The following is a 20,433-nucleotide window of genomic DNA, read 5'->3' as shown; positions in this document are numbered from 1 at the left end:
AGGCGTGATCAATGTGTGTTTAAGAGCAATAAATGATTATTACTTTTTAGGCTATGAGATTTTTTATTGGCGAACTCGAAATAAGATAGAAGTAGATTTTGTTCTTTACGGTAATAATGGTTTATATGCCTTTGAAGTTAAGAATAAACAAAAGTTGCAACCAAAGGACTTTAAGGGGTTGAAATTATTTTTGTCAGACTATCCCGTTGCCAGGTGCTATATGGTTTATGGCGGTGCAAGAAGATACTATGAGGGAGATGTTGAAGTTATACCAGTGCAAGAGGCGTTAGTTAATCTTGAGGCTATTCTTAAGCATTAAGGTAGGCTACACCGAAAAAACGGTAATATAATCAACAAGTTTTGGATAGTGTTTTTTACAAAAAGCCAAAAGATCCTTTTTAGTTGGCTGGACAGCAATAATTGTTTCACGATAAGCGCCATAGTGCATCTTGGGTAACTCATCATTATCGTTTAAGTGTTTTTTATCATTTTTGATAAATTTAGCCGTATATGCCTTTTCAAATACCGCTCTTTCATTGTGTTTTTTTGCATATTCCAGTGCCTTGTGTGGAAATTCGCCTTCATCAAGCGCATTTTTAATGCTATAGGTCACAACGTCTTTCACCGATGCGGTTTGTGGTGGGTTTGATAAGTCATCACCAATGGTGTGTTTGGCATAGATACCATCTAACGCTTTAATATGGTTGTACTCATCCTTGATTGAACGCTTGATATTTGAGCCAAAATAAATGCTGTTAGCACTAAAAAAACCATCATAGACGATATGACCTAGAAATGGCAGTAGGATGAAGTATGTCTGATAAGGCAGGCAGTCTGATGGCAGGTAATCTGCCAAGCTGTGTGTGATGCCTTTAATGCCATATAGTCTGTTGTCTTGTTTTGGTGAAGGGGGTGCCATCACAACAGAGTAATCACGTAAGTGTCTGACAAGAAAGCCACTGGTGATGAGTTTGCCTTTCCATTGATGAACAACCGCTAAGTCTTTTTCTGTTAAATCATAAGGGTTTTCATCGCAAAATTGTTTAATATGCGCGGTGTCGTACATTTTTTCCCTGATTGCAGGGATTACGTTTTGTAGCGCATCGTTATCTAAACTCTGAAAGTCTTCAACTTTTTTAAACTTGGCGCTTATGTTATATTTTTGATTCGTGAAATGCATCAGTGAGCGGTGAAGTTTAAAGAAGTATTCTGCTTCATGTGGTAACAGTTGGCTCATTGCTGTCATCCTTAAATGTTTTTTTTAGATATTAACTGATGTCAGCGTTTTATCCAAGGTTGTTTTTCCTGGTTTTACAATGAATGTGGCTATTTTAACGTTCTACACAGGAGTTAAACACCTCTCACTTGTTGTATGCGTGTTGTTTATCACGATGATTTTTTTACAATTACGTACTTGAGCTAGAGGCTAAAAGTGGTTATGATTAGCGGCAGCTGTATTGGAAAGAAAATGTTGAATTAAAAAAATTAAAAATGTTGAGTAATGAAAGCATAATGAATGATGGAAATTTTTGGTTTAATTAAACAAAAAGAAAATAGAAAGCTTGAGTTTAAAGTGGAACTTCCCGCTGCGGATAAGCTTGCAAAAACGGCATGTGCTTTTTCAAATTCACAAGGCGGATATTTGATTATTGGTGTTGATGATAAGAGTAACGTGATTGGCATAGACCCAGATAAAGTGGTTGAATCTGAAGAATATTTAACAAGTGTTATCTACGATCACTGTTACCCGCTGATTATCCCAGAAATTTATACTTACACCACACAAGATAAGGTGCTTTTGATTTGTCAATTTTACTCGTCTTCGCAGAAGCCACATTATGTAAAGCGTAAAGGCAAATTGAATGGCACTTACATTAGGCTTGGCTCTAGTAATAGACTAGCATCTGAAGAAACATTAATCTCGCTTGAGAGAGAAAAGCGTAACTTACATTTTGATAGTCTGGTGAATTACGATATTGAAGTGACGGAAGCTCAAGCGCATCAACTATTCAGTAATTTGACACATCGTTTAAATGAGAAAGCTTCACTATCCCTGTATGAAAAATTAAAACTGATTTGCGATGAAAGAGGTAAATATTTTCTCACGAATCTTGGTATTATTTTTTCTAATAAAAAACAAATTTTTTTTCCTTATGCAAAAATTGAGTGCGCACGTTTTAAGGGGGTTGAAACCAAGGTTTTTCTTGATCAAGCAACTTATGATTGTGATATTGTTGAAGCTGTTGAAAGCGCGATGGAATTTATTAAGCGCAACATTCGACTTGGAGCAACGATTGGTGAAGTCTATCGTGAAAATAGGTGGGAATATCCGTTATTAGCGTTGCGCGAAGTGTTAATTAATGCTATCTTGCATCGAGATTATTCGATATCAGGCAGTGATATTAAAGTGGCTATCTTTGATGACATGTTGGAGATCACAAGCCCTGGCGTTTTAATGATTGATAAAGAAAAACTTGGGTTTGGATATAGTGAGTTAAGAAATCCACACTTAGGTGTATTGCTTAAGCGCTTAGAGGTAATTGAACAATGGGGTACTGGGTTTAGTAAAATTCATTCTATCGTACAAGGCTATCCAGAGCTTACTGTTGAGATTGATGATGAATCGAGCTTTGTTCAGGTGAAATTTATTAAAAATAAGTCTAGCCAAGAAACCGCCCAAGAAACCGCCCAAGAAACCGCCCAAGAAACCGCCCAAGAAAATACAAAAGAAATGGTATTGGAACTTTTGAGGCAGAACCCAAAATATACAAAATCGGATTTAATGCGAATTTTGGCTAAGGCAGATGGGACGATTAAAGAGCATATGGCAAACCTAAAGAAAGAAGGCAAGCTTAAAAGGATTGGTGGTACTAAGTCAGGATATTGGCAGGTATTGGATGGGTGAGTAAGAAGGTTGAATTAAAAATTGGAAATAAGAGTAAAGTGAATAGAAAAATATACCCTGTTATTCTCTCTGGAGGTTCGGGTTCAAGGTTATGGCCGCTTTCGCGTGAAAAATCACCAAAGCAGTTTATACCACTTTTGAATGATAAAAACTTGTTGCAGAATACTTGTATGCGCTTTCACGATAAAGACTTATTTCATGCCCCTGTTATTGTATGTAATGAAGATCATCGTTTTCAAGTGGCAGAGTCTTTGCGTAATTTAGAACTCAATGCTGGCGCTATTATATTAGAGCCATGTGCTCGAAATACTGCGCCTGCAATCACGCTTGCAGCATTGGCAGTGATGGAAGAAGATGAAGGAGGCGTTATGTTGGTTTCCCCGTCGGACCATTATATCAGCAATTTCTCAGAAATTACTGATATAATGCAAAGCTTTAATGTAGAAGATGATTGGCTTTATGCTTTTGGTATAAAGCCAGAATCAGCAAAAATAGGTTATAAGTTAAGGCAGGAGAAATCTACAGGAAAATGTGTCCACTAACTTAGAGGCTTGTTTTAAAAGTAGAAGGAAAACTAAAAATTATGAATAGAATAACAGCGCTGCTACCAATGAAAGGAAACTCTGAGAGAGTTCCAAATAAGAATTTAAAATTTTTTGATGGTGCTCCGTTATATCATGCAATTTTGAATAAACTTTTGAAAAGTAAATATATTGAGCGAGTGGTCATAGATACGGATAGCCCTGCGATTATAGCAGATATTAAATCTAACTACTCGGAGCAACAAGTTGAAATTATTGAGCGTCCTTTAGAATTAGTTGGCGATTATGTCTCAATGAATAAAATCATAGCATATGACTTGTCAATCCTAAAAGGAGAATACTTTATTCAGACGCATAGCACCAATCCATTGATAAAAATACAAACAATAGATAGTGCAATTCATTATTTCTTTGAGAACCTTAATACAAGTGACTCTATTTTTTCAGTAACTAAATTACAGACACGCCTTTATGACAAACACGCAAAACCCATAAATCATAATCCAGAAGAGTTAAGAAGAACACAGGATTTAGAACCATTATATGAAGAGAATTCCAATTTTTATATTTTCTCTCGAGATTCTTTTTTGAAAGCAGGAAGTAAACGGATTGGTTTAAAAGCTAATATGTTTGAGGTAGGCAAGTTGGAGGCCATAGATATTGATGAGCCAGAGGACTTTCTTCTGGCTGAGTTCATGTATATAAATCTAAAGGAAAAGTAATGTCTTTGAAAAAAAAGTTACAACAAAACCAGTTAAGCATTGGCTCGTGGCTGACAATAAACCATATTTCTGTTGTCGAGATTATGTCAACAGCGGGTTTTGAGTGGCTTGCTATCGACTTGGAGCATGCAGCAATTGATATTCACTCTGCTTTTGAGCTAATTACAGCTATTCAGGCAAATGGAATGAAAGCTTTAGTCAGAGTTGGTAAAAATGAAGAGGTTATTATAAAAAGGGTCTTGGATGCTGGTGCTGATGGTGTTATTGTGCCAATGGTCAACAGTGTGGAGTGTGCAAAAAAGGCAGTCAGCTTTGCTAAGTACCCTCCATTGGGTACGAGAGGCGTGGGGCTGTCGCGCGCTCAAAGGTATGGTATTGGATTTGATGAATATGTTGATTGGCAAAACAATGAGCTTGTGATTGTAGTGCAGATTGAGCATATTAATGCTGTGAATTGTATTGAAGGTATTATGAAAGTAGAGGGTGTCGATGCTTGTATTATAGGCCCTTATGATTTATCAGCTTCAATGGGGATGCCTGGTAAATATGAACAGTTGGAGGTTAGAGAAGCAATAGATAAAGTTCTAGCAGTAGCAAAAAAGATGAATTTCCCAGCAGGGTTTCATGTAATAGAAAGTGATCCTGTTAAACTGCAGGCAAAAATCAAGGATGGTTGCACATTTCTTGCTTATAGCTTGGACTTTATGTTTTTGGGTGGTGCTGCGCGACAGGGAATGCGATGTATCAAGGGAGTATTTTAGTTGTGAAAGTGTATATATCAACAGATCCTTTTTCAAAGACGTCTACAGAGCCTGAGAAGCTATTACGTTACAATGGTTTTGACGTGCGAAAAAATAACTTTGGCCGAAAGATTACATCGAATGAATTAGCTCGAGAAATACAAGATGCCGATATTTTAATTGCAGGCACAGAGAAAATTACGGAAGAAGTCTTTTTAAATGCGCCAAACTTGAAACTCATTTCTCGTGTGGGTATTGGCCTTGATGGCATAGATTTTGCGTTGTGTGAAAAATATAATATCAGAGTAGCCTACACGCCTGATGCCCCAACCGTAGCGGTTGCTGAGCTATGCGTTGGGCTGATTTTAGATATGGCAAGAAAGATTACAGTCACTAATAATAATATGAAGACGCACCAGTTGTGGCGACGCCATATGGGAATGTTGCTAAATAATAAAACAGTAGGTATTATTGGCTTGGGTCGTATTGGCAAGACTCTGGTTCACTTGTTATCTTCTTTTAATGTCAAATTTTTAGTGTATGATTTAGAACCAGACTATGCCTTTGTTAAGATTAACCGTATCCAGTTGGCTTCTAAGGCTGAAGTGCTAAAGTATAGTGATGTTATCTCACTTAATATACCTCTTGATGAGCATACAGAAGGATATATATCAGCGCCTGAGCTTGAATTAGTGAAAAGTGACGTGATGATAGTGAATACTGCTAGAGGTGGTATTATTGATGAAGGTGGCTTGTATGAATTTTTGAAAGAGAACCCAGAAGCTCAAGCGGCTATAGATGTGTTTGAACAGGAGCCTTATCAAGGCCCTTTACTCTCATTAGAGAATTGCTTGTTAACCTGTCATATGGGAGCAAGCACACAGGATAGTCGAACAGACATGGAAATTGGTGCTGTTGATGCTGCAATTAAATTTAGTCAGCAATTGCCAATAAAAAATGAAGTTTTATTTTAGTTATTGGTGAGCTTAGTGGTAAAGATAAAGAATATCATTTTTGATTTTGATGGGGTCATACTAGACTCTATTCCAGTGAAAACGGAAGCTTTTAGGCAACTTTTTTCGAAATATCCTGTAGATAAGGTTGAAGAGCTATTGGACTATCATCAGAAAAATGGTGGTGTTTCTCGCTATAAAAAGGTCAGGTATTTTTTTGAAGTTATTATGCAGCAAGAAATTAGCAATGAAGCTATCCAGGAGTTCTGCCAGCATTATTCAAGATTAACTAAGGAAGAGCTTGCTTCAAAAAAATACTTGATTTTAGATGCAATTGATTTTATTTCTGAAAATTTTGAGCGCTATAACATCCATATTGCTTCTGGGGCAGATCACGATGACTTGCTCTATATTTGTGATACTTTAGGTATTTCTAAATATTTTCGTTCTATATACGGCTCACCCAGGGCTAAGAGTGAGATAATTAAACATATTTTGCATGAGAATCACTACAAAACTTGTGAAACTTGCCTAATTGGTGATTCTATTAATGATTTAGCAGCAGCTGAAGATAATAAGTTAAAGTTTTTTGCTTATAATCAAAGTGATAGCTTATTATTTTATGCTAATATAATTCCAAAATTAAAAGGGTATTATTTTGGTTAAGCGGCTATGGCAGTCTCCAACACTAATGACTTGGGGGAATTTGTTTGCTAAATCATCAAGCTTAATTTTATTGTTACCGCTTATTCTGAGTCATTTCAACTCAAAGGACATAGTGGTGTGGTATCTATATAGCTCAATTATTAGCTTTCAATTGCTATTGGATTTTGGCTTTACACCCACTTTTACAAGACTGGTTAGTTATTCCATGTCTGGTGCAAGTATTAAGCAAATATGTAACATGAGCACTACTGATGAAGCTACTCCAAATTATAGAAGTATTAATTGTATTTTTGAGGCTATAAAAAGTATTTATTTAAAGCTTTCTGTTGTTGGTTTTTTATTATTTGCTATATTTGGCTCTTGGTTGGCCGTGAAACCCTTAAATAATTCCTCTTTTGTTATGAGTTCCTGGGTTGGGTGGTTTTTTGTGTTGATTGTTGCGTCAATATCGCTTTATGGGAATGCCTATGTTGCATTATTACAAGGGATGAATAAAGTTTCTTGGGTGCAGCGGTGTCAAATGTTTTGCTCAACAGCAGCTATTATAAGCTCTGCATTGATGCTTGTGTTGTTTAAATCGTTATTGATAACTGTTTTTACTTTTTATCTATGGAATATTTTTAATGTTATAATTAACTTCATAGAAAAGCAGAAAGTATTATCACATCAAAATTTTGCTTTTATTAAGACTACTTTTGCAACTAGGATGTCTAAAAAATTAAAAAAAGATATTATTTTGCCGACTGCTTGGCGTAGTGGGGTTGGTGTTATTTTTTCTTTGGGTCTGATCCAACTAAGTGGCATTGTTTTTGCTAGGTTAGCTGAAGCGAAGTTAGCAGCTGTTTATATGTTATCATTACAACTAATAAGGGCTTGTAGCAGTTTTTCTCAAGCACCATTTTATTCTAAGTTACCAGTTTTTGCTAAGTGGTACATGAATAAATCGAGTAGAGCTAGTATTTTTCCACTAGCGCAAAAAAGGATGCTTTATTCATATTGTGTTTTTATTGGTCTTTTTTTCTTTCTAGCTTTATTTGGGCAAAAACTTATGCTACTGATTCATTCTAGTGTTCAATTTCCCAATATGCCCGTTTGGGTGGCTTTTGGGCTCGCTTTTTTGTTGGAGCGTTTTGGGGCAATGCATCTGCAAATATATACATTGACAAATCATATTATCTGGCATATTGCAAATGGTGTTACTGGGGCTTTAATGATAATTATAGCTGTTTGTTTATTTTTAATTTTTAAAGTTTCTTTGCTATCATTCCCAGTGGCAATGCTATGTTCGTATTTGATTTTTTATACGCCTTATGTGGTGTTAAAAAGTTATAAGGCGTTTAATAAAAGATTTTTCGATGCAGAGAAAAAGGCTTTCTTGCCAGCATTGGTTATATTGCTTTTTTTATTATTAGTTTTGTTTTTATTGAAAGAGGTATAAGTTTGAATAATGTAATCAAAAGTTCATTAGCCTATAGAGGCGTTAGATACTACCTGAGAAAGTTAAAAGAATCATATATTACTTCAATATGGGGTAAGCCTAGAAGTGAATTCATGCGCCAAAACAAAAAAAAGCTTGCCGCGCTTAAAAATAAGCATTTAAACCAGCCATGTATTATTATTGGTGGTGGGCCTAGCATTAATAAAATGGACTTGAATCGCTTTAAAGATATGGTTACGATTGCTTGTAATGGTTTCTACTTGAAAATGGAGGAGCTGGATTTTATTCCAACGTACTATACTGTTGAGGATCATTTGCCAGCGACTGACAATAAATTAGAGATAATGTCTTTGAAGGAAACGATAAAAGTAATCCCCTATGACTTAAAACATATCATTAAGCCTGATAATGACACGGTTTACATAAATTTTTTGCGCTCATATATGCGTCCCAAAAATGAGCACTTTCCTTTGTTTGGTGATGAGTTCGAAAAAAAGTCTTACTGGGGAGGGACTGTGTTATATATGAATATACAGTTGGCACATTATCTGGGCTGCAATCCTATTTATTTGATTGGTGTTGATCTTTCTTATAAAGTTCCAAATACTGTTAAAAAAGCAGGTGCTGTCCTGACATCAACAGAAGATGATATGAATCACTTTGATCCTCGCTATTTTGGTAAGGGGAAAAAATGGCACTTACCTGAGACTCAAAGGATGCAGCAAAGTTTTACCAAAGCCTATCATGAGCTGAAGAAGAGGAATGTTAAGTTAGTAAATGCAGGGGTTGATAGCCAATTGAAGGTTATACCAAAAGGGAAAGTAAAGTTTTGAGGTATTCAATTTATACATTTATTTTGTTATTGTCTTTGCTGGCAGGGACAATTTATAATGTTGACAATACATTAATTAGGATTATACTCCTATTCTTTTGGGGGATGCTCCCACTTTTGGCATTATGTCTAAATAGTCAACTGTTAATTCCAAGTTACTGTGTCAGACAGTTGTTTTATAGCATAATAGTCATTGTACTTTTGCTTACTTGTTGGTTAGTAACAACAGAATCATTTTCTTTTAACCTTAGTGGACCAGAGGCAGAGAGGTTTACGCCCTTATTGTATATATTTTATCCCATTGTCATGACACTATTCTATCAAATACAGAAGTCAGAATTAGCTTACAATGATAAGTTAGCAAGCAGATTGATAACAGTATTTTACATTATCTTGGTTTTTGTGTTAGTTATAGACATGTGTGTGCGATATTATTATGGACCGGAATATTTTCTGAACTACCATACACGTCACCAGGCTAAAACACTTGGTTTTTTTGCAACGACAAACGTAACTGGGCAGTTTATCTCCTTTTTATTTATTGTTTCTCTAGAGATTGGATTTAGATATAAAAAGACATTGCAGATTCTCTTACTTTTATTGCTTATTACAACGATGGCTCGTTCTGCGATGATAGCATTAACGGTTGTTTTTATTATGAAATTTTTATTACAAAAAGCAGTTACTCAAAAAGACATATTATTTAAAATAGCTGCCTTGTTTTTATGTTTTTGCGTCATTTTCTTTTTTCTAGCCGATCCGCTTCATTTAAGAAGTGATGGAAGCTTACAAAGTAAAATTGACTTCTTTAAGTCGGCACTACATATTTTTGACCATAGCACAGTTACGAATCATATTTTTGGTTATGGAAATTCTTATCAAACAATTACTAAAGTGCTAGACGTTAATGGTTGGTCTCCACATGTGTCAATTCTGAAAGCATATTTATACTATGGGCTTATTGGTGTTGGTATTTATATATTTATTCTTTTGCAATTTTATTTTGTAGATAAAAAGATGAAGTACCCTATATTAACGTATATCATTTTTAGTCTGGCAGGCGCTCCAATTTTTTGGCCAACTTTTGTAGTTGGTGTTATGTTATTAAAATTAAATCAGTGCCAAGTAGTGAGTAATGAAAGTGATTGTTAACTCTCCTTCTCGTGAAATAAAACGTGCCAATATATGTATCATTGGCTCTGGCATAGCAGGAGGGACGCTTGCTAAGCGGCTATATGATATGGGTGTTGGCTTTACTCTAATAGAAGCAGGTGGCTTGAAAAAAGGTCAGGCAAATGTAACTTACGAGTCGGTAGGCCGAGAGTTTGGCATTCGTAGTACGCGCTCTATTCAGCTAGGAGGGACCTCAAATTTATGGCATGGTGTCTTGGCACCATTAGATGAAATTGATTTCAAAAAGAGAAATTGGATCCCTAATAGTGGTTGGCCTATTGGTTTAAGTGACCTACAAAATGCTTATATAGAGGCTGGGAAAATCTTGGGCGTGCAGCAGCCTGAGTGTTTTAATAAAATAAACTTACCAAGCCAGTTAAAGGCTCAACTGGAATCCCTACCCTATAATAAGGAGTATTTGGCTAATAAACTTTTTCAACAACCAATTCCCGTAGTGAATTTTAAATCAGTTATAAGAAAAATTTGTGATAACTCAGACAAATTCCATTGTTATTTAAATATGACTGCTTTGGAGCTTATTTATCATGATGATAAAATTAAATTCCTTAAAATTGGGTGCCCTGATGGCAGTGTTACAACGATTGAAGCACAGCAGTTTATCGTTTGTGCTGGTGCGCTTGAAACGCCACGTTTGCTATTGAACTCAGGTATTAAAAACGATAATATAGGCAAATACCTAATGGATCACCCAATGGGGAACTTATGCCAGATGGAATTTCTACAACCTGAAACGTATCCTATTTACTCAGATACAAAACTAAGTTCTTCGGTTAAAATAAAATCAGGTTTTGAAATAACAAGACAAAAGCAGCAAGTACATAAATTGCCAAATCATAACTTCTATTTACGGCCTTCTTTTGTCAAGGGAATTAATAATGAGTCTGAAAAAATAAAACTCTCTTTATTGGCTCTCAAAGACGGAAAGCTTGGCTTCAAGGATATATGGAATGTTTTAACTTCTCCAAATGTTATTCGGCAGATATTAGTTTATAAATACTCTTTAAAAGTTAAGTTTAAATATGCGGATTTATTTTTTGTGACAGAGCAATTACCAAATCCAAATAGCACAGTGAGCTTATCAGAAAAGCGTGATTTATGGGGTTACCCTATTAGCAAGGTCAACTGGCAGTTAATGAAGGAAGATACTGATGGCCTTTACAAATGGTTTGAGCTTTTGTTGACAGAACTATTCCCAAAAGAATACTATTGTTTTACCCACAAGCTATCAGACTTTAATTGGGAAAAAATTTTCACCTCAGCCTGCCATCACTTGGGGACAACGCGCATGGGCAGGACCCCTGATGATGGGGTTGTAGATAGCAATTTAAAGGTTTTTGGGTTTTCTAATTTATATGTTTGTGACGGCTCTGTTTTTGCTACAGCAGGGAATGTGAATAGTAGTTATACCATAGCAGCATTAGCAGTAAGGTTAGCAAATTATCTAAGAGAGGTTATATGAAAATAGCAATCACCGGTGGAACTGGATTTATTGGTAGCCGGTTTTTAGATTTATATGCAAATGAGTTTGAGAAAGTTCATCTGCTTGCTCGAAATTGCCAAAGTAAGAACAATAAGCCAAAAAATATTGTTTGCTATGAGAGTTCATTAAGTAATTACGATAGTTTGAATCGTGCTTGTGAAGATGTTGATGCTGTTATTCACTGTGCGTTTGATCATTCTTATAAAGAAAATATTATAGGAATTTGCAATTTACTTAAAGCTTGTATGAACAATAAAGTTAAAAAGTTAATATATATAAGCAGCTATGTAGTGTATGACTATGAGCACTATGAGAAGATAAATGAGAATAGCTCACCAAGTTGTTTTTATGATCCATATACTCTTGAGAAGAAACGTATAGAAAGAGAACTTGAAAAGTATAAAAGTGAAAGTATTGATATTACTATCCTTCAGCCTACTATAGTGTTTGGTTTAGGAGGGGCTTGGACTCGTCAGGCCTTTTATTTTGCAAAATCGTCAGAAATCTTGTTGCCAAAAGCTGGTAATGGGGTTTGCAATGCCATTTACGTTGATGATGTTGCTAGTGCTATTAAATCTAGTATCTTTAAGTCAGGTGGTTTTAATAAATATCTTTTATCTGGTGAATCAGTTTCTTGGAAAGATTTTTATCAAAGCCATGCTAGATTGTTATCTAAATATACCGGTAAGGAGACTATGAGATTAACTACCGATAATGGTGCTGAGTTCAGTAATTCAAATTGGTTGAATATACTCTTGAAAATTTGGTTTAAGACTAGGTGCGGCTATGTATTGAACCTGCTAACTAACGTGGCCAAAAAAGTTCGTGGAAGAAAATACCAGTCAGTGTATTCTTTGTCAGATTTGAGAAAGTTTATTTTGTCAACGGAGACATTGCCTTCACAATCTACAATTGGGATGACAAGATGTGTGCATAGTTCGCTATCTGTTGCAGATACGACTAAAGCAGAACTGGATTTAGATTTTCAACCCAGATATGATTTTCAAAAGGGTGTTTTAAGAGTTCAAAAAGAATTAGAGAGGGTAATGGATGAGTGAGTTTTCTGTTTTAATGTCGCTTTATGACAAAGAGGATCCAAACAGTTATGCTGAATGTTTGCAAAGCTTGGTAGATCAAACTTTGCAGGCTACTGAAATTATCGTTGTTCATGATGGCCCCGTTAATGATGAGTTATTGACAATAGAAAAGAAGTTTGAAGAACGGCTACCTTTGCGTATTATTTGTTTAAAGACAAACCAAGGATTAGGAAATGCTCTAAATGAGGGTTTAAAACACTGTCAATACGACCTTATTTTACGAATGGATACTGATGATATTTGTGTTCCGGAGAGGTTTCAAAAGCAAGTGGCTTTTATGCTGAAAAATTCAGATATTGACATAGCAAGTGGTACTATTGAAGAGTTTGCGGATAACTATAATTTACCTTATGCAAGTAGAAAGCTGCCGCTTGAACACAATCAAATTGTTGAATTTTCAAAGTCAAGGTCTCCATTTAATCACATGGCAGTTGCTTATAGGAAAGAGTCTGTTGTAAAGGCTGGTAGTTATCAACACTTATTATATATGGAAGACTATTATTTATGGATTAGAATGATTTTATCTGGTTGCAGATGTGCTAATTTGATAGATACGCTTGTTTACGTTAGAGCAGGAAGAAATATGCTAGCGAAGCGAGGTGGCAAGCTATATGCCAAGAGTGAATTGTGTCTACTTAAATTTATGAGGCAACATAAATTTATTCCTTTTTTGAAATGGTTTAAGCTTGTTATGCTAAGAGTTCCTGTGAGATTATTACCAGTTTTTGTTAGAAAATATATTTATAACTATATAAGGGAAGAGAGACATAGTAAATGAACAAATCCTCATTCTTAACATTTATTATTGAGCTATTTATTTTTATTAGTTGCATGCTGTCTTTCATGCATTTTTGGAGCCTAAGTGAAGAAAGCCAGGTGTTTTTAATCGTTATATTTATTTTTAGCTGGCTTTTTCGTTATCAACGCTCAGTAATGCTATTAGAATATTACACGCATGTAATTGTCGTTACCGTTTTATTTTTATTTATTGTTACGGCTGTAACCGTTGTAATGCGCAAAGCATCTCATGTGTTTTTGGTTGGCAGTTGTGCGATTATCAGTTGGTTTTTTATTGTCAATATTGCTCGTTTTTGCATTATTCGTGCTTTTGGCCACCCTTATCGGGTATTAATCCATCCAGATTTATTAAATAAAGCGTGCATGAGTCATAAAGTTAAATTAGTGTCAAAGCCTAAAGTGACTCCACAAGATTTAAAGCGGGTGCATGCGATTGTTGTGGATCGAAAATATGCTTATCAGGATGACTGGGATTTATTAATTTTTCACGCTTCACAACATGATATTCCAGTGCTGACAATAGGTACCTATGAAGAGTTAATTGAGCAGCGCCTTTCTTTAGCACAATTAAATGAAAACTGGATGTATGCAGGCTTTTCTATACCTTTGTGGTATCGTTTGCTTAAAAATACGCTGGAGTTTATTTTAGCCTTATTATTACTACCATTACTAGGGCTTGTATTTGCCATTGTGGCATGCATTATCTTAATAACGATGGGGCGACCTGTGTTTTATACACAGTACCGAATAGGCATAAATGGTAAAGAGTTTAAAATTTATAAATTTAGATCAATGATAAAAGATTCTGAAAAAAATGGTGCGCAACTGGCTAAAACAAAAGATACTAGGATAACAAAGTTTGGTGCTTTTATGCGTAAATTTCGTATTGATGAGTTACCGCAGTTTATTAATATCTTAAAAGGGGATATGAGTTTAATTGGGCCACGACCAGAGCAAAAAGTGTTTGTGGAAAAGTTTTCTAAGGAAATCCCGCTTTATCGATTGCGACACCTGGTCCGACCAGGGCTTACAGGATGGGCACAGGTCACACAAGGTTATACCAGTGACCAAGATCAAACGAAGCTTAAGCTTCAGTACGATCTTTATTATGTAAAGCATTATTCACTTATTTTGGATCTAAAAATCGTTTTTAAAACGATCTATACCATTTTAACGGGGTTTGGGGCAAAATAATGTTGAATGTTGAATGTTGAAGGGTTAATAATTATGAATTATGAATTGAGAATTGAGAATTAAAAATTAAAAATTAAGAGTAGCGTTGTGAAGCAAGAAAACGTTGTTGTAGCCAAAGCATTTGAATTTGCAGTCAGGGCGGTGAAACTCTATAGGCACTTGTGTGATGATAAGAAAGAGTATGTATTGTCGAAACAATTACTTCGAAGTGGGACATCAATAGGTGCGAATGTAAATGAAGCGCAAGCAGGGCAAAGTAAAAATGATTTTATAGCTAAAATGAGTATTGCGAGTAAAGAAGCCAGAGAAACCAAGTATTGGATTGATCTGCTTATTGTTACTGATTATTTGAAAGCTAGTGACTCACATGTACAAAGCTTAAGAGTGGAGATTGACGAAATAGTTAAACTGCTTACAAGTATTGTAAAATCATCAAAGCTAAATAAGAATGAAAATTAAAAATTAAATTAAAGCGAGTTGGTGCACGTTATGAAAAAGCTTCCTATCGGTATCTCAAGTTTTGAGAAAATAATGACTGAGAACTATGCTTATATTGATAAAACAAAACATATATACAACCTCGTTAATACTGGTGGTGGGCGTTATTTTTTATCTCGACCTAGACGCTTTGGTAAGTCGTTATTGGTGGATACTATAAAACAGGCATTTGAGGGCAATAAGAAGCTGTTTAAGGGTTTGTATTTGGAAAAAAATTGGGATTGGCAGACAAAATATCCTGTCATACACCTTAATTTCGGCGTTAGCTCAAGCTACCACAGCAAAGAACGTTTTTTCACCGAAATACATAGTATGCTGGATCAGCATGCCGAGGAATATAGTGTTTTGCTAAAACAGACGGATTATGGTGTGAAGTTCGGTGAGTTGATGAGATTGCTGCACAAGAAGTTTCCACAAGGGGTCGTTGTGTTAGTGGATGAATATGACAAGCCAATCTTGGATAATCTGACCAATAGCGAGTTAGCAATACAAATGCGTGAAATTTTGCGAGGACTTTATACCTATATCAAGCAGAATGATAGCTATATTAAATTCACACTACTGACGGGCGTATCTAAGTTTAGCAAAGTGAGTCTTTTTAGCGATCTTAACAATTTAAATGATATTACGCTTAGTGCAAGTTATGCCGATATTTGTGGCTATACACAAAAAGAGTTGGAAGCGTCGTTTAAAGCCCACCTTGATAAGGGCCAGGTTGATTATCCGTTATTAAAACGATGGTATAACGGTTATAATTTTACTGGCACTGAAGCCCAAAAGGTGTATAACCCATTTGATATTTTATTATTTATTGATAATAGTTATCGTTATTACAGTTATTGGTTTGAAACAGCAACGCCAAGTTTTCTAATTAAACTGGTTGAAAAGAATCATTATTTTATTCCAAATTTAGAAGAGCTTGTTGTGGGTGAAGATGTCTTAAAGACCTTTGATGTTGATAATATGCCGATTGCGACGTTACTTTTTCAAACAGGCTATTTAACGATAAGGAATACAACAACCATTGGTACACAATATGCCTATGTATTGACCTATCCTAATCTTGAGGTCAAAGCAAGTTTAAATGGCGCATTTTCCAGTATCGCAACGGGGGCTACGATCAAAAACCAGCATTTCTATCAGCTATCACAGAGCTTGTTTAAAGAGGATTTCGAGGGACTTAAGGAAATATTTTCTCGCCATTTTGCGGCTATTCCTAATGACTGGTATAGAAATAACAATATTGATCAATACGAAGGATTTTATGCCAGCATTGTGTATAGTTTTTTTGCAGCACTAGGTTATGACTTGATTGCTGAGGATGTAACAAACCATGGCAAGATTGATTTAACGATTATTATGCCTGATAAAGTGCTGATTATTGAGTTTAAGCTCTCAAAATACGGTGATGCAAAACAAGCACTGGCGCAAATAAAAATGCGTCGATACCCTGAGAAATATATCAGCCGGCAGTTACCCATTTATTTAATTGGTATGAGCTTTGATGCTAATGCGCGTAATCTCGTTGATTTTCTTGTTGAGAAAGTGTGAGGGCAAAATAATGTTGAATGTTGAATTAAAAATTAAAAATTAAAAATTAAAAATTAAAAATTAAAAATTAAAAATTAAAACTGGGAGGATTGCCAGCACAACTAATGATCAGAGTCGCAGGAGCACGGCCATGAATTACTTTATGGCAAAGGAAATTTGCCGATATAAGGAAGCTCATGTTATAATAACCTGAGTTATGACAATAGTGGTTATTATAATGAAATTTTATAATAGAGAAAATGAGTTGGCTGTCTTAGCAAAAGCAGATAAATTAAAGACGCAAAAGTCAGTAATGACTATGCTAATTGGTCGAAGAAGGATAGGCAAAACGACCTTAGCGCTTCAAAACTATACCGATGATAAAGTGCTGTATTTTTTTGTTGCTAAAAAGGCTGAAGCACTGTTATGCGAAGATTTTTGCTATGAAATTACCAATAAGCTTGGCGTGAAACTATTTGGTGAGTTGTCTAGATTTGAAGATGTGTTTGGATATTTGCTAGAGTTAGGCAAAAAGTTATCCTTCACAATAATTATTGATGAATTCCAAGAGTTTCTAAAAATTAATCCTTCCATATATTCGGGTGTGCAAAAGTTATGGGATGTAAATAAGAACAGCTCAAAAGTGCATTTGATAACTTGTGGATCAATTTATCATTTGATGAAAAAGATATATGAAGATATTAGTGAGCCCCTATTTGGGCGTTGCGACTTTAAAATAGAGCTTAAGCCTTTTAAACCAGCTGTTTTAAAAGGAATATTACAAGACCATCATAGCTACAATGCCGATAACATGCTTGATTTTTACTCGTTGACTGGTGGGGTGGCGAAATATATTGAGTTATTTAGCCTGCATGATAGTTTTGATTTGAAGTCGATGATAAATACAATTGTTGAACCTAACTCAATTTTTTTGGATGAAGGTAAGAACAGGCTCATAGAGGAGTTTGGTAAGGCCTATAGTGTCTATTTTTCGATTTTGAGTTTGATAGCAGATTCAAAGACTTCTCGAGCTGAGATAGAATCCATTTTACAAAGTAATATCTCGGGCCATTTGTATCGTTTAGAGCACGATTATTCTATCATTAAGTCAATTAAGCCAATCACCGCCAAACCTAATTCAAAGGTTCAAAAATACGAGATAGTTGACATATTTTTAGCTTTTTGGTTTAGATTTATATTTAAATATCAGTCACTTATAGAGGCGGAAAATTTCCTGAGGTTAAAAGATATTATTCATCGCGATATCGCAATATTTAAAGGAAAAATTTTGGAGAAATTGTTTATAGAAATTCTGAAAAGCAAGCAAATATATACCAAAATAGGCTCGTACTGGGAGCGCGGAAATTTCAATGAGATTGATATCGTAGCGTTAGATGATGTAGACAAGAAGCTTGTCATTTGTGAAGTGAAGCTCAATAAGCAAAAATTGAATCTGGAAAAGTTGATATTAAAGTCACATAAACTGGTGAGTTATTATGATGGATATGATATTGAATATAAACTATTATCACTTGGCGATATTGATGAACTACTTTAGCTTGTAATGCTGAATGTTGAATTAAGAATGTTTAGGAGAAATTTATGGCAAAAAATTTGATGACCTTTAAGGGACAATTATCCAAAAAAACAAAGGAAGCTTTGATTGATGAGCTGATAACACTTTACAAAAAAGTGCCAGAAGTTAAGAAGTATTATAATATGATGGAAGCACCTGTTTTGGATGTGTTGAATAACTACAAATCGATAATGAAAGATGAGTTTTCCAACTCAGAGAAACTATTTCCTAAACTTCGTTTTTCAGTGGCAAATAAGGCCTTGAGCGACTTTAAGAAAATTAGCAATGATCCAAAGTTGATATTAGATTTAACGTTATATTATGCTGAGTGTTTAGCTGAATTTATTAATGCCTATGGCCCTAAGGATGAAAAATTTTATGATCGTGCAGAGAATCTATACGAACAGGCTTTAAAACAGGTGGTTAAGCATAATTTTTTGGCTGAATTTAAGCCTAGACTGCGCGCTTTATATGCCAATGCCTGTGATGGCTATGGTTTTCAAGATCAGTTAGAAGCGATATATTCTGACTATTTTGATGAGATTGAAGAATGCGAATGAAAAAACTGCCGATAGGTATCGCTACATTAACAGATATTATTAATAACAATTATGTGTATGTTGATAAGACACCGCATGTGTTCAACCTCACAAATCGGGGAAAATACTACTTTCTTTCACGGCCTAGACGCTTTGGTAAGTCATTGTTGATAGACACCATAAAACAGGCGTTTGAAGGCAATAAAGCATTGTTTAAAGGTTTGTATTTAGAAAATAACTGGGACTGGACAGTTATCTACCCTGTATTGCATTTTAGCTTTGGCGAAGGAAATGTTTCAACGCCTGAGCATTTAGATGCAAAGATTGCCGGTTTTTTAGATATGTATTATCAGCAATATCACATTGAGAATCTGTATGATGAAGTAAGTACGCGTTTTGCCTACTTGATCCGACATTTGGCTAAAGTGCATAATAAAGTTGTTGTTTTGGTTGATGAATATGATAAGCCTATTCTTGATAATATTGATGACAGTGATAATGCAAAGGCAATGCGCCAGCAGCTGAAAAATTTCTACAGCGTGATTAAATCACAAGATGCGAATATTCAATTTGCAATGCTGACAGGCGTATCAAAGTTTAGTAAGATTAGCTTATTTAGTGATCTAAATAATCTGGATGATATTACATTGGATACACGCTATGCTGACATATGCGGCTATACACAATAAGAGTTGGAAGCGACATTTAAATCCCATTTAGATGATAATCAGGTTGATTACCAGATGCTTAAGCAGTGGTATAATGGCTATAATTTTGCAGGGACTGAAGCCCAAAAGGTTTACAACCCTTTTGATATATTATTATTTATAGATAAAGGGTATCGCTATCATAGTTATTGGTTTGAGACCGCAACACCAACATTTTTAATTAAAATGGTGGAAAAAAATCGTTATTTTATTCCGAACCTGGAAGAGATTGTGGTTGGGGAAGATGTCTTAAAGACCTTTGATATCGATAATATGCCTATTGAGACACTGCTATTTCAAACGGGTTATCTGACCATTAAATCGCCCACGACAATTGGAACGCAATATGCTTATGTGTTGACATATCCTAACCTTGAAGTTAAAGCAAGTTTAAATGGCGCATTTGCAAGTATTGCGATTGGTGCGACAATCAAAAACAAGCATTTTTATCAACTATCTCAAGCGTTGCTTAAAGATAACTTTGAGATGCTTGAGACAATATTTAGCCAGCATTTTGCTTCAATTCCCAATGACTGGTATCGTAACAACAAAATTAACCAATATGAGGGCTTTTATGCCAGCATTGTTTATAGTTATTTAGTAACCGCTCCATAAACCCCATCTAGTAAAGGCGTTTGTTCTTAATCATACTGTTGTTGTTTATTCACAAATATGGAGCACAGACGATGACAGAAACGCAAATCAAGTGGCTATCAATTATTAGGGATTGGGAAGTCTCAGGGCTAACACAGGATAAATTCTGCCAGGAACAGGAAGTATCCAAAGCATCATTTTCCAAATGGCGTACCAAATTCATTGCAGAAGGTGCGCTTAAACCGCGCATTAAGGTAACAAAGGATGACACAAGCCCACCTCATGCCCCTTCTGGTTTTATTCCTTTTCATATCGATGCAAATACGGCAAAACAAAAAGGCATGATTGAAATTGATTTGCCATTTGGGATCACATTAAGGGTACCTTGTGATGTTAACGCCGGCACATGAGATTTACCTGGCCAATTT

22 protein-coding genes are annotated in these 20,433 nt (G+C 35.3%); 21 read left to right on the top strand and 1 reads right to left on the bottom strand.

Annotation, left to right across the window (positions count from 1 at the left end; all coding sequences use genetic code 11):
• Positions 1–319, top strand: a 319-nt coding sequence (locus DNK84_RS02480) for a DUF4143 domain-containing protein (protein WP_119342998.1), incomplete at its 5' end; no start/stop codon positions are given.
• Positions 320–325: 6 nt separating this feature from the next.
• On the opposite strand, the gene DNK84_RS02475 is transcribed toward DNK84_RS02480, so the two are convergent.
• On the bottom strand, positions 326–1,237 hold the full coding sequence (locus tag DNK84_RS02475; protein ID WP_119342995.1) for a hypothetical protein: 912 nt from the start codon (positions 1,235–1,237) through the stop codon (positions 326–328).
• Between the two features lie 279 nt (positions 1,238–1,516).
• On the opposite strand from DNK84_RS02475, the gene DNK84_RS02470 reads away from it, so the two are divergent.
• From DNK84_RS02470 to tnpA, 20 genes are all read left to right on the top strand, one after another.
• On the top strand, positions 1,517–2,905 hold the full coding sequence (locus DNK84_RS02470) for an RNA-binding domain-containing protein (RefSeq protein WP_119342994.1): 1,389 nt from the start codon (positions 1,517–1,519) through the stop codon (positions 2,903–2,905).
• A 38-nt stretch (positions 2,906–2,943) separates the two neighbouring features.
• Positions 2,944–3,447 carry a sugar phosphate nucleotidyltransferase gene (locus DNK84_RS02465; protein ID WP_162902166.1) on the top strand — a complete coding sequence of 168 codons (504 nt, stop codon included), beginning with the start codon at positions 2,944–2,946 and terminating at the stop codon, positions 3,445–3,447.
• Positions 3,448–3,488: 41 nt separating this feature from the next.
• Positions 3,489–4,169, top strand: coding sequence for an acylneuraminate cytidylyltransferase family protein (locus DNK84_RS02460; RefSeq protein WP_119342992.1), 681 nt, complete (start codon positions 3,489–3,491; stop codon positions 4,167–4,169).
• Positions 4,169–4,930, top strand: a complete 762-nt coding sequence (locus tag DNK84_RS02455) for an HpcH/HpaI aldolase family protein (protein ID WP_119342991.1) — start codon at positions 4,169–4,171, stop codon at positions 4,928–4,930. Before DNK84_RS02460 ends, DNK84_RS02455 begins: the two co-directional genes overlap by 1 nt.
• 2 nt (positions 4,931–4,932) lie before the next feature.
• Positions 4,933–5,883 (top strand): phosphoglycerate dehydrogenase, encoded by a 951-nt coding sequence (locus tag DNK84_RS02450; RefSeq protein WP_119342997.1) that lies wholly within the window; start codon positions 4,933–4,935, stop codon positions 5,881–5,883.
• Positions 5,884–5,898: 15 nt separating this feature from the next.
• Positions 5,899–6,528, top strand: coding sequence for an HAD family hydrolase (locus DNK84_RS02445; RefSeq protein WP_208123239.1), 630 nt, complete (start codon positions 5,899–5,901; stop codon positions 6,526–6,528).
• A gap of 205 nt (positions 6,529–6,733) precedes the next feature.
• Complete coding sequence (locus DNK84_RS02440) at positions 6,734–7,966, top strand: polysaccharide biosynthesis protein (protein WP_162902165.1); 1,233 nt, start codon at positions 6,734–6,736, stop codon at positions 7,964–7,966.
• A gap of 113 nt (positions 7,967–8,079) precedes the next feature.
• A complete protein-coding gene (locus tag DNK84_RS02435; RefSeq protein ID WP_119342988.1) occupies positions 8,080–8,799 on the top strand; it encodes a 6-hydroxymethylpterin diphosphokinase MptE-like protein in 720 nt (239 codons plus the stop codon).
• Between the two features lie 422 nt (positions 8,800–9,221).
• Positions 9,222–9,950, top strand: coding sequence for a hypothetical protein (locus tag DNK84_RS02430; RefSeq protein ID WP_162902164.1), 729 nt, complete (start codon positions 9,222–9,224; stop codon positions 9,948–9,950).
• Positions 9,934–11,451 (top strand): GMC oxidoreductase, encoded by a 1,518-nt coding sequence (locus DNK84_RS02425; RefSeq protein ID WP_119342986.1) that lies wholly within the window; start codon positions 9,934–9,936, stop codon positions 11,449–11,451. The genes DNK84_RS02430 and DNK84_RS02425 overlap by 17 nt, the downstream gene beginning before the upstream one ends.
• Positions 11,448–12,530 (top strand): NAD-dependent epimerase/dehydratase family protein, encoded by a 1,083-nt coding sequence (locus DNK84_RS02420; protein WP_119342985.1) that lies wholly within the window; start codon positions 11,448–11,450, stop codon positions 12,528–12,530. Before DNK84_RS02425 ends, DNK84_RS02420 begins: the two co-directional genes overlap by 4 nt.
• Positions 12,523–13,347, top strand: a complete 825-nt coding sequence (locus DNK84_RS02415; protein ID WP_119342984.1) for a glycosyltransferase — start codon at positions 12,523–12,525, stop codon at positions 13,345–13,347. The genes DNK84_RS02420 and DNK84_RS02415 overlap by 8 nt, the downstream gene beginning before the upstream one ends.
• Positions 13,348–13,412: 65 nt before the next feature.
• Positions 13,413–14,561, top strand: coding sequence for an exopolysaccharide biosynthesis polyprenyl glycosylphosphotransferase (locus DNK84_RS02410; protein ID WP_208123238.1), 1,149 nt, complete (start codon positions 13,413–13,415; stop codon positions 14,559–14,561).
• An 87-nt stretch (positions 14,562–14,648) separates the two neighbouring features.
• Positions 14,649–15,020 (top strand): four helix bundle protein, encoded by a 372-nt coding sequence (locus DNK84_RS02405; protein WP_119342982.1) that lies wholly within the window; start codon positions 14,649–14,651, stop codon positions 15,018–15,020.
• 30 nt (positions 15,021–15,050) lie between these two features.
• Positions 15,051–16,610: an ATP-binding protein gene (locus DNK84_RS02400; RefSeq protein ID WP_119342981.1), complete on the top strand. Its 1,560-nt coding sequence runs from the start codon at positions 15,051–15,053 to the stop codon at positions 16,608–16,610.
• 217 nt (positions 16,611–16,827) lie between these two features.
• The gene (locus DNK84_RS02395) at positions 16,828–18,147 is read left to right on the top strand and encodes an ATP-binding protein (RefSeq protein WP_119342996.1); all 1,320 of its coding nucleotides are present in this window, start codon (positions 16,828–16,830) and stop codon (positions 18,145–18,147) included.
• A 44-nt stretch (positions 18,148–18,191) separates the two neighbouring features.
• On the top strand, positions 18,192–18,725 hold the full coding sequence (locus tag DNK84_RS02390) for a DUF6155 family protein (protein WP_119342980.1): 534 nt from the start codon (positions 18,192–18,194) through the stop codon (positions 18,723–18,725).
• A complete protein-coding gene (locus DNK84_RS15195; RefSeq protein ID WP_119342979.1) occupies positions 18,716–19,393 on the top strand; it encodes an ATP-binding protein in 678 nt (225 codons plus the stop codon). The genes DNK84_RS02390 and DNK84_RS15195 overlap by 10 nt, the downstream gene beginning before the upstream one ends.
• Before the next feature lie 3 nt (positions 19,394–19,396).
• On the top strand, positions 19,397–20,026 hold the full coding sequence (locus DNK84_RS15190) for a P-loop NTPase family protein (protein WP_119342978.1): 630 nt from the start codon (positions 19,397–19,399) through the stop codon (positions 20,024–20,026).
• Positions 20,027–20,097: 71 nt separating this feature from the next.
• The gene (gene tnpA, locus DNK84_RS02375) at positions 20,098–20,415 is read left to right on the top strand and encodes an IS66 family insertion sequence element accessory protein TnpA (protein WP_119342808.1); all 318 of its coding nucleotides are present in this window, start codon (positions 20,098–20,100) and stop codon (positions 20,413–20,415) included.
• Positions 20,416–20,433 lie beyond the last annotated feature (18 nt).

This window comes from Facilibium subflavum (genome assembly GCF_003574485.1).
Classification (GTDB): domain Bacteria; phylum Pseudomonadota; class Gammaproteobacteria; order Francisellales; family Francisellaceae; genus Facilibium; species Facilibium subflavum.
The sequence above is the reverse complement of the archived record's forward strand: the minus strand, read 5'-3'. Positions and strand labels throughout refer to the sequence as shown.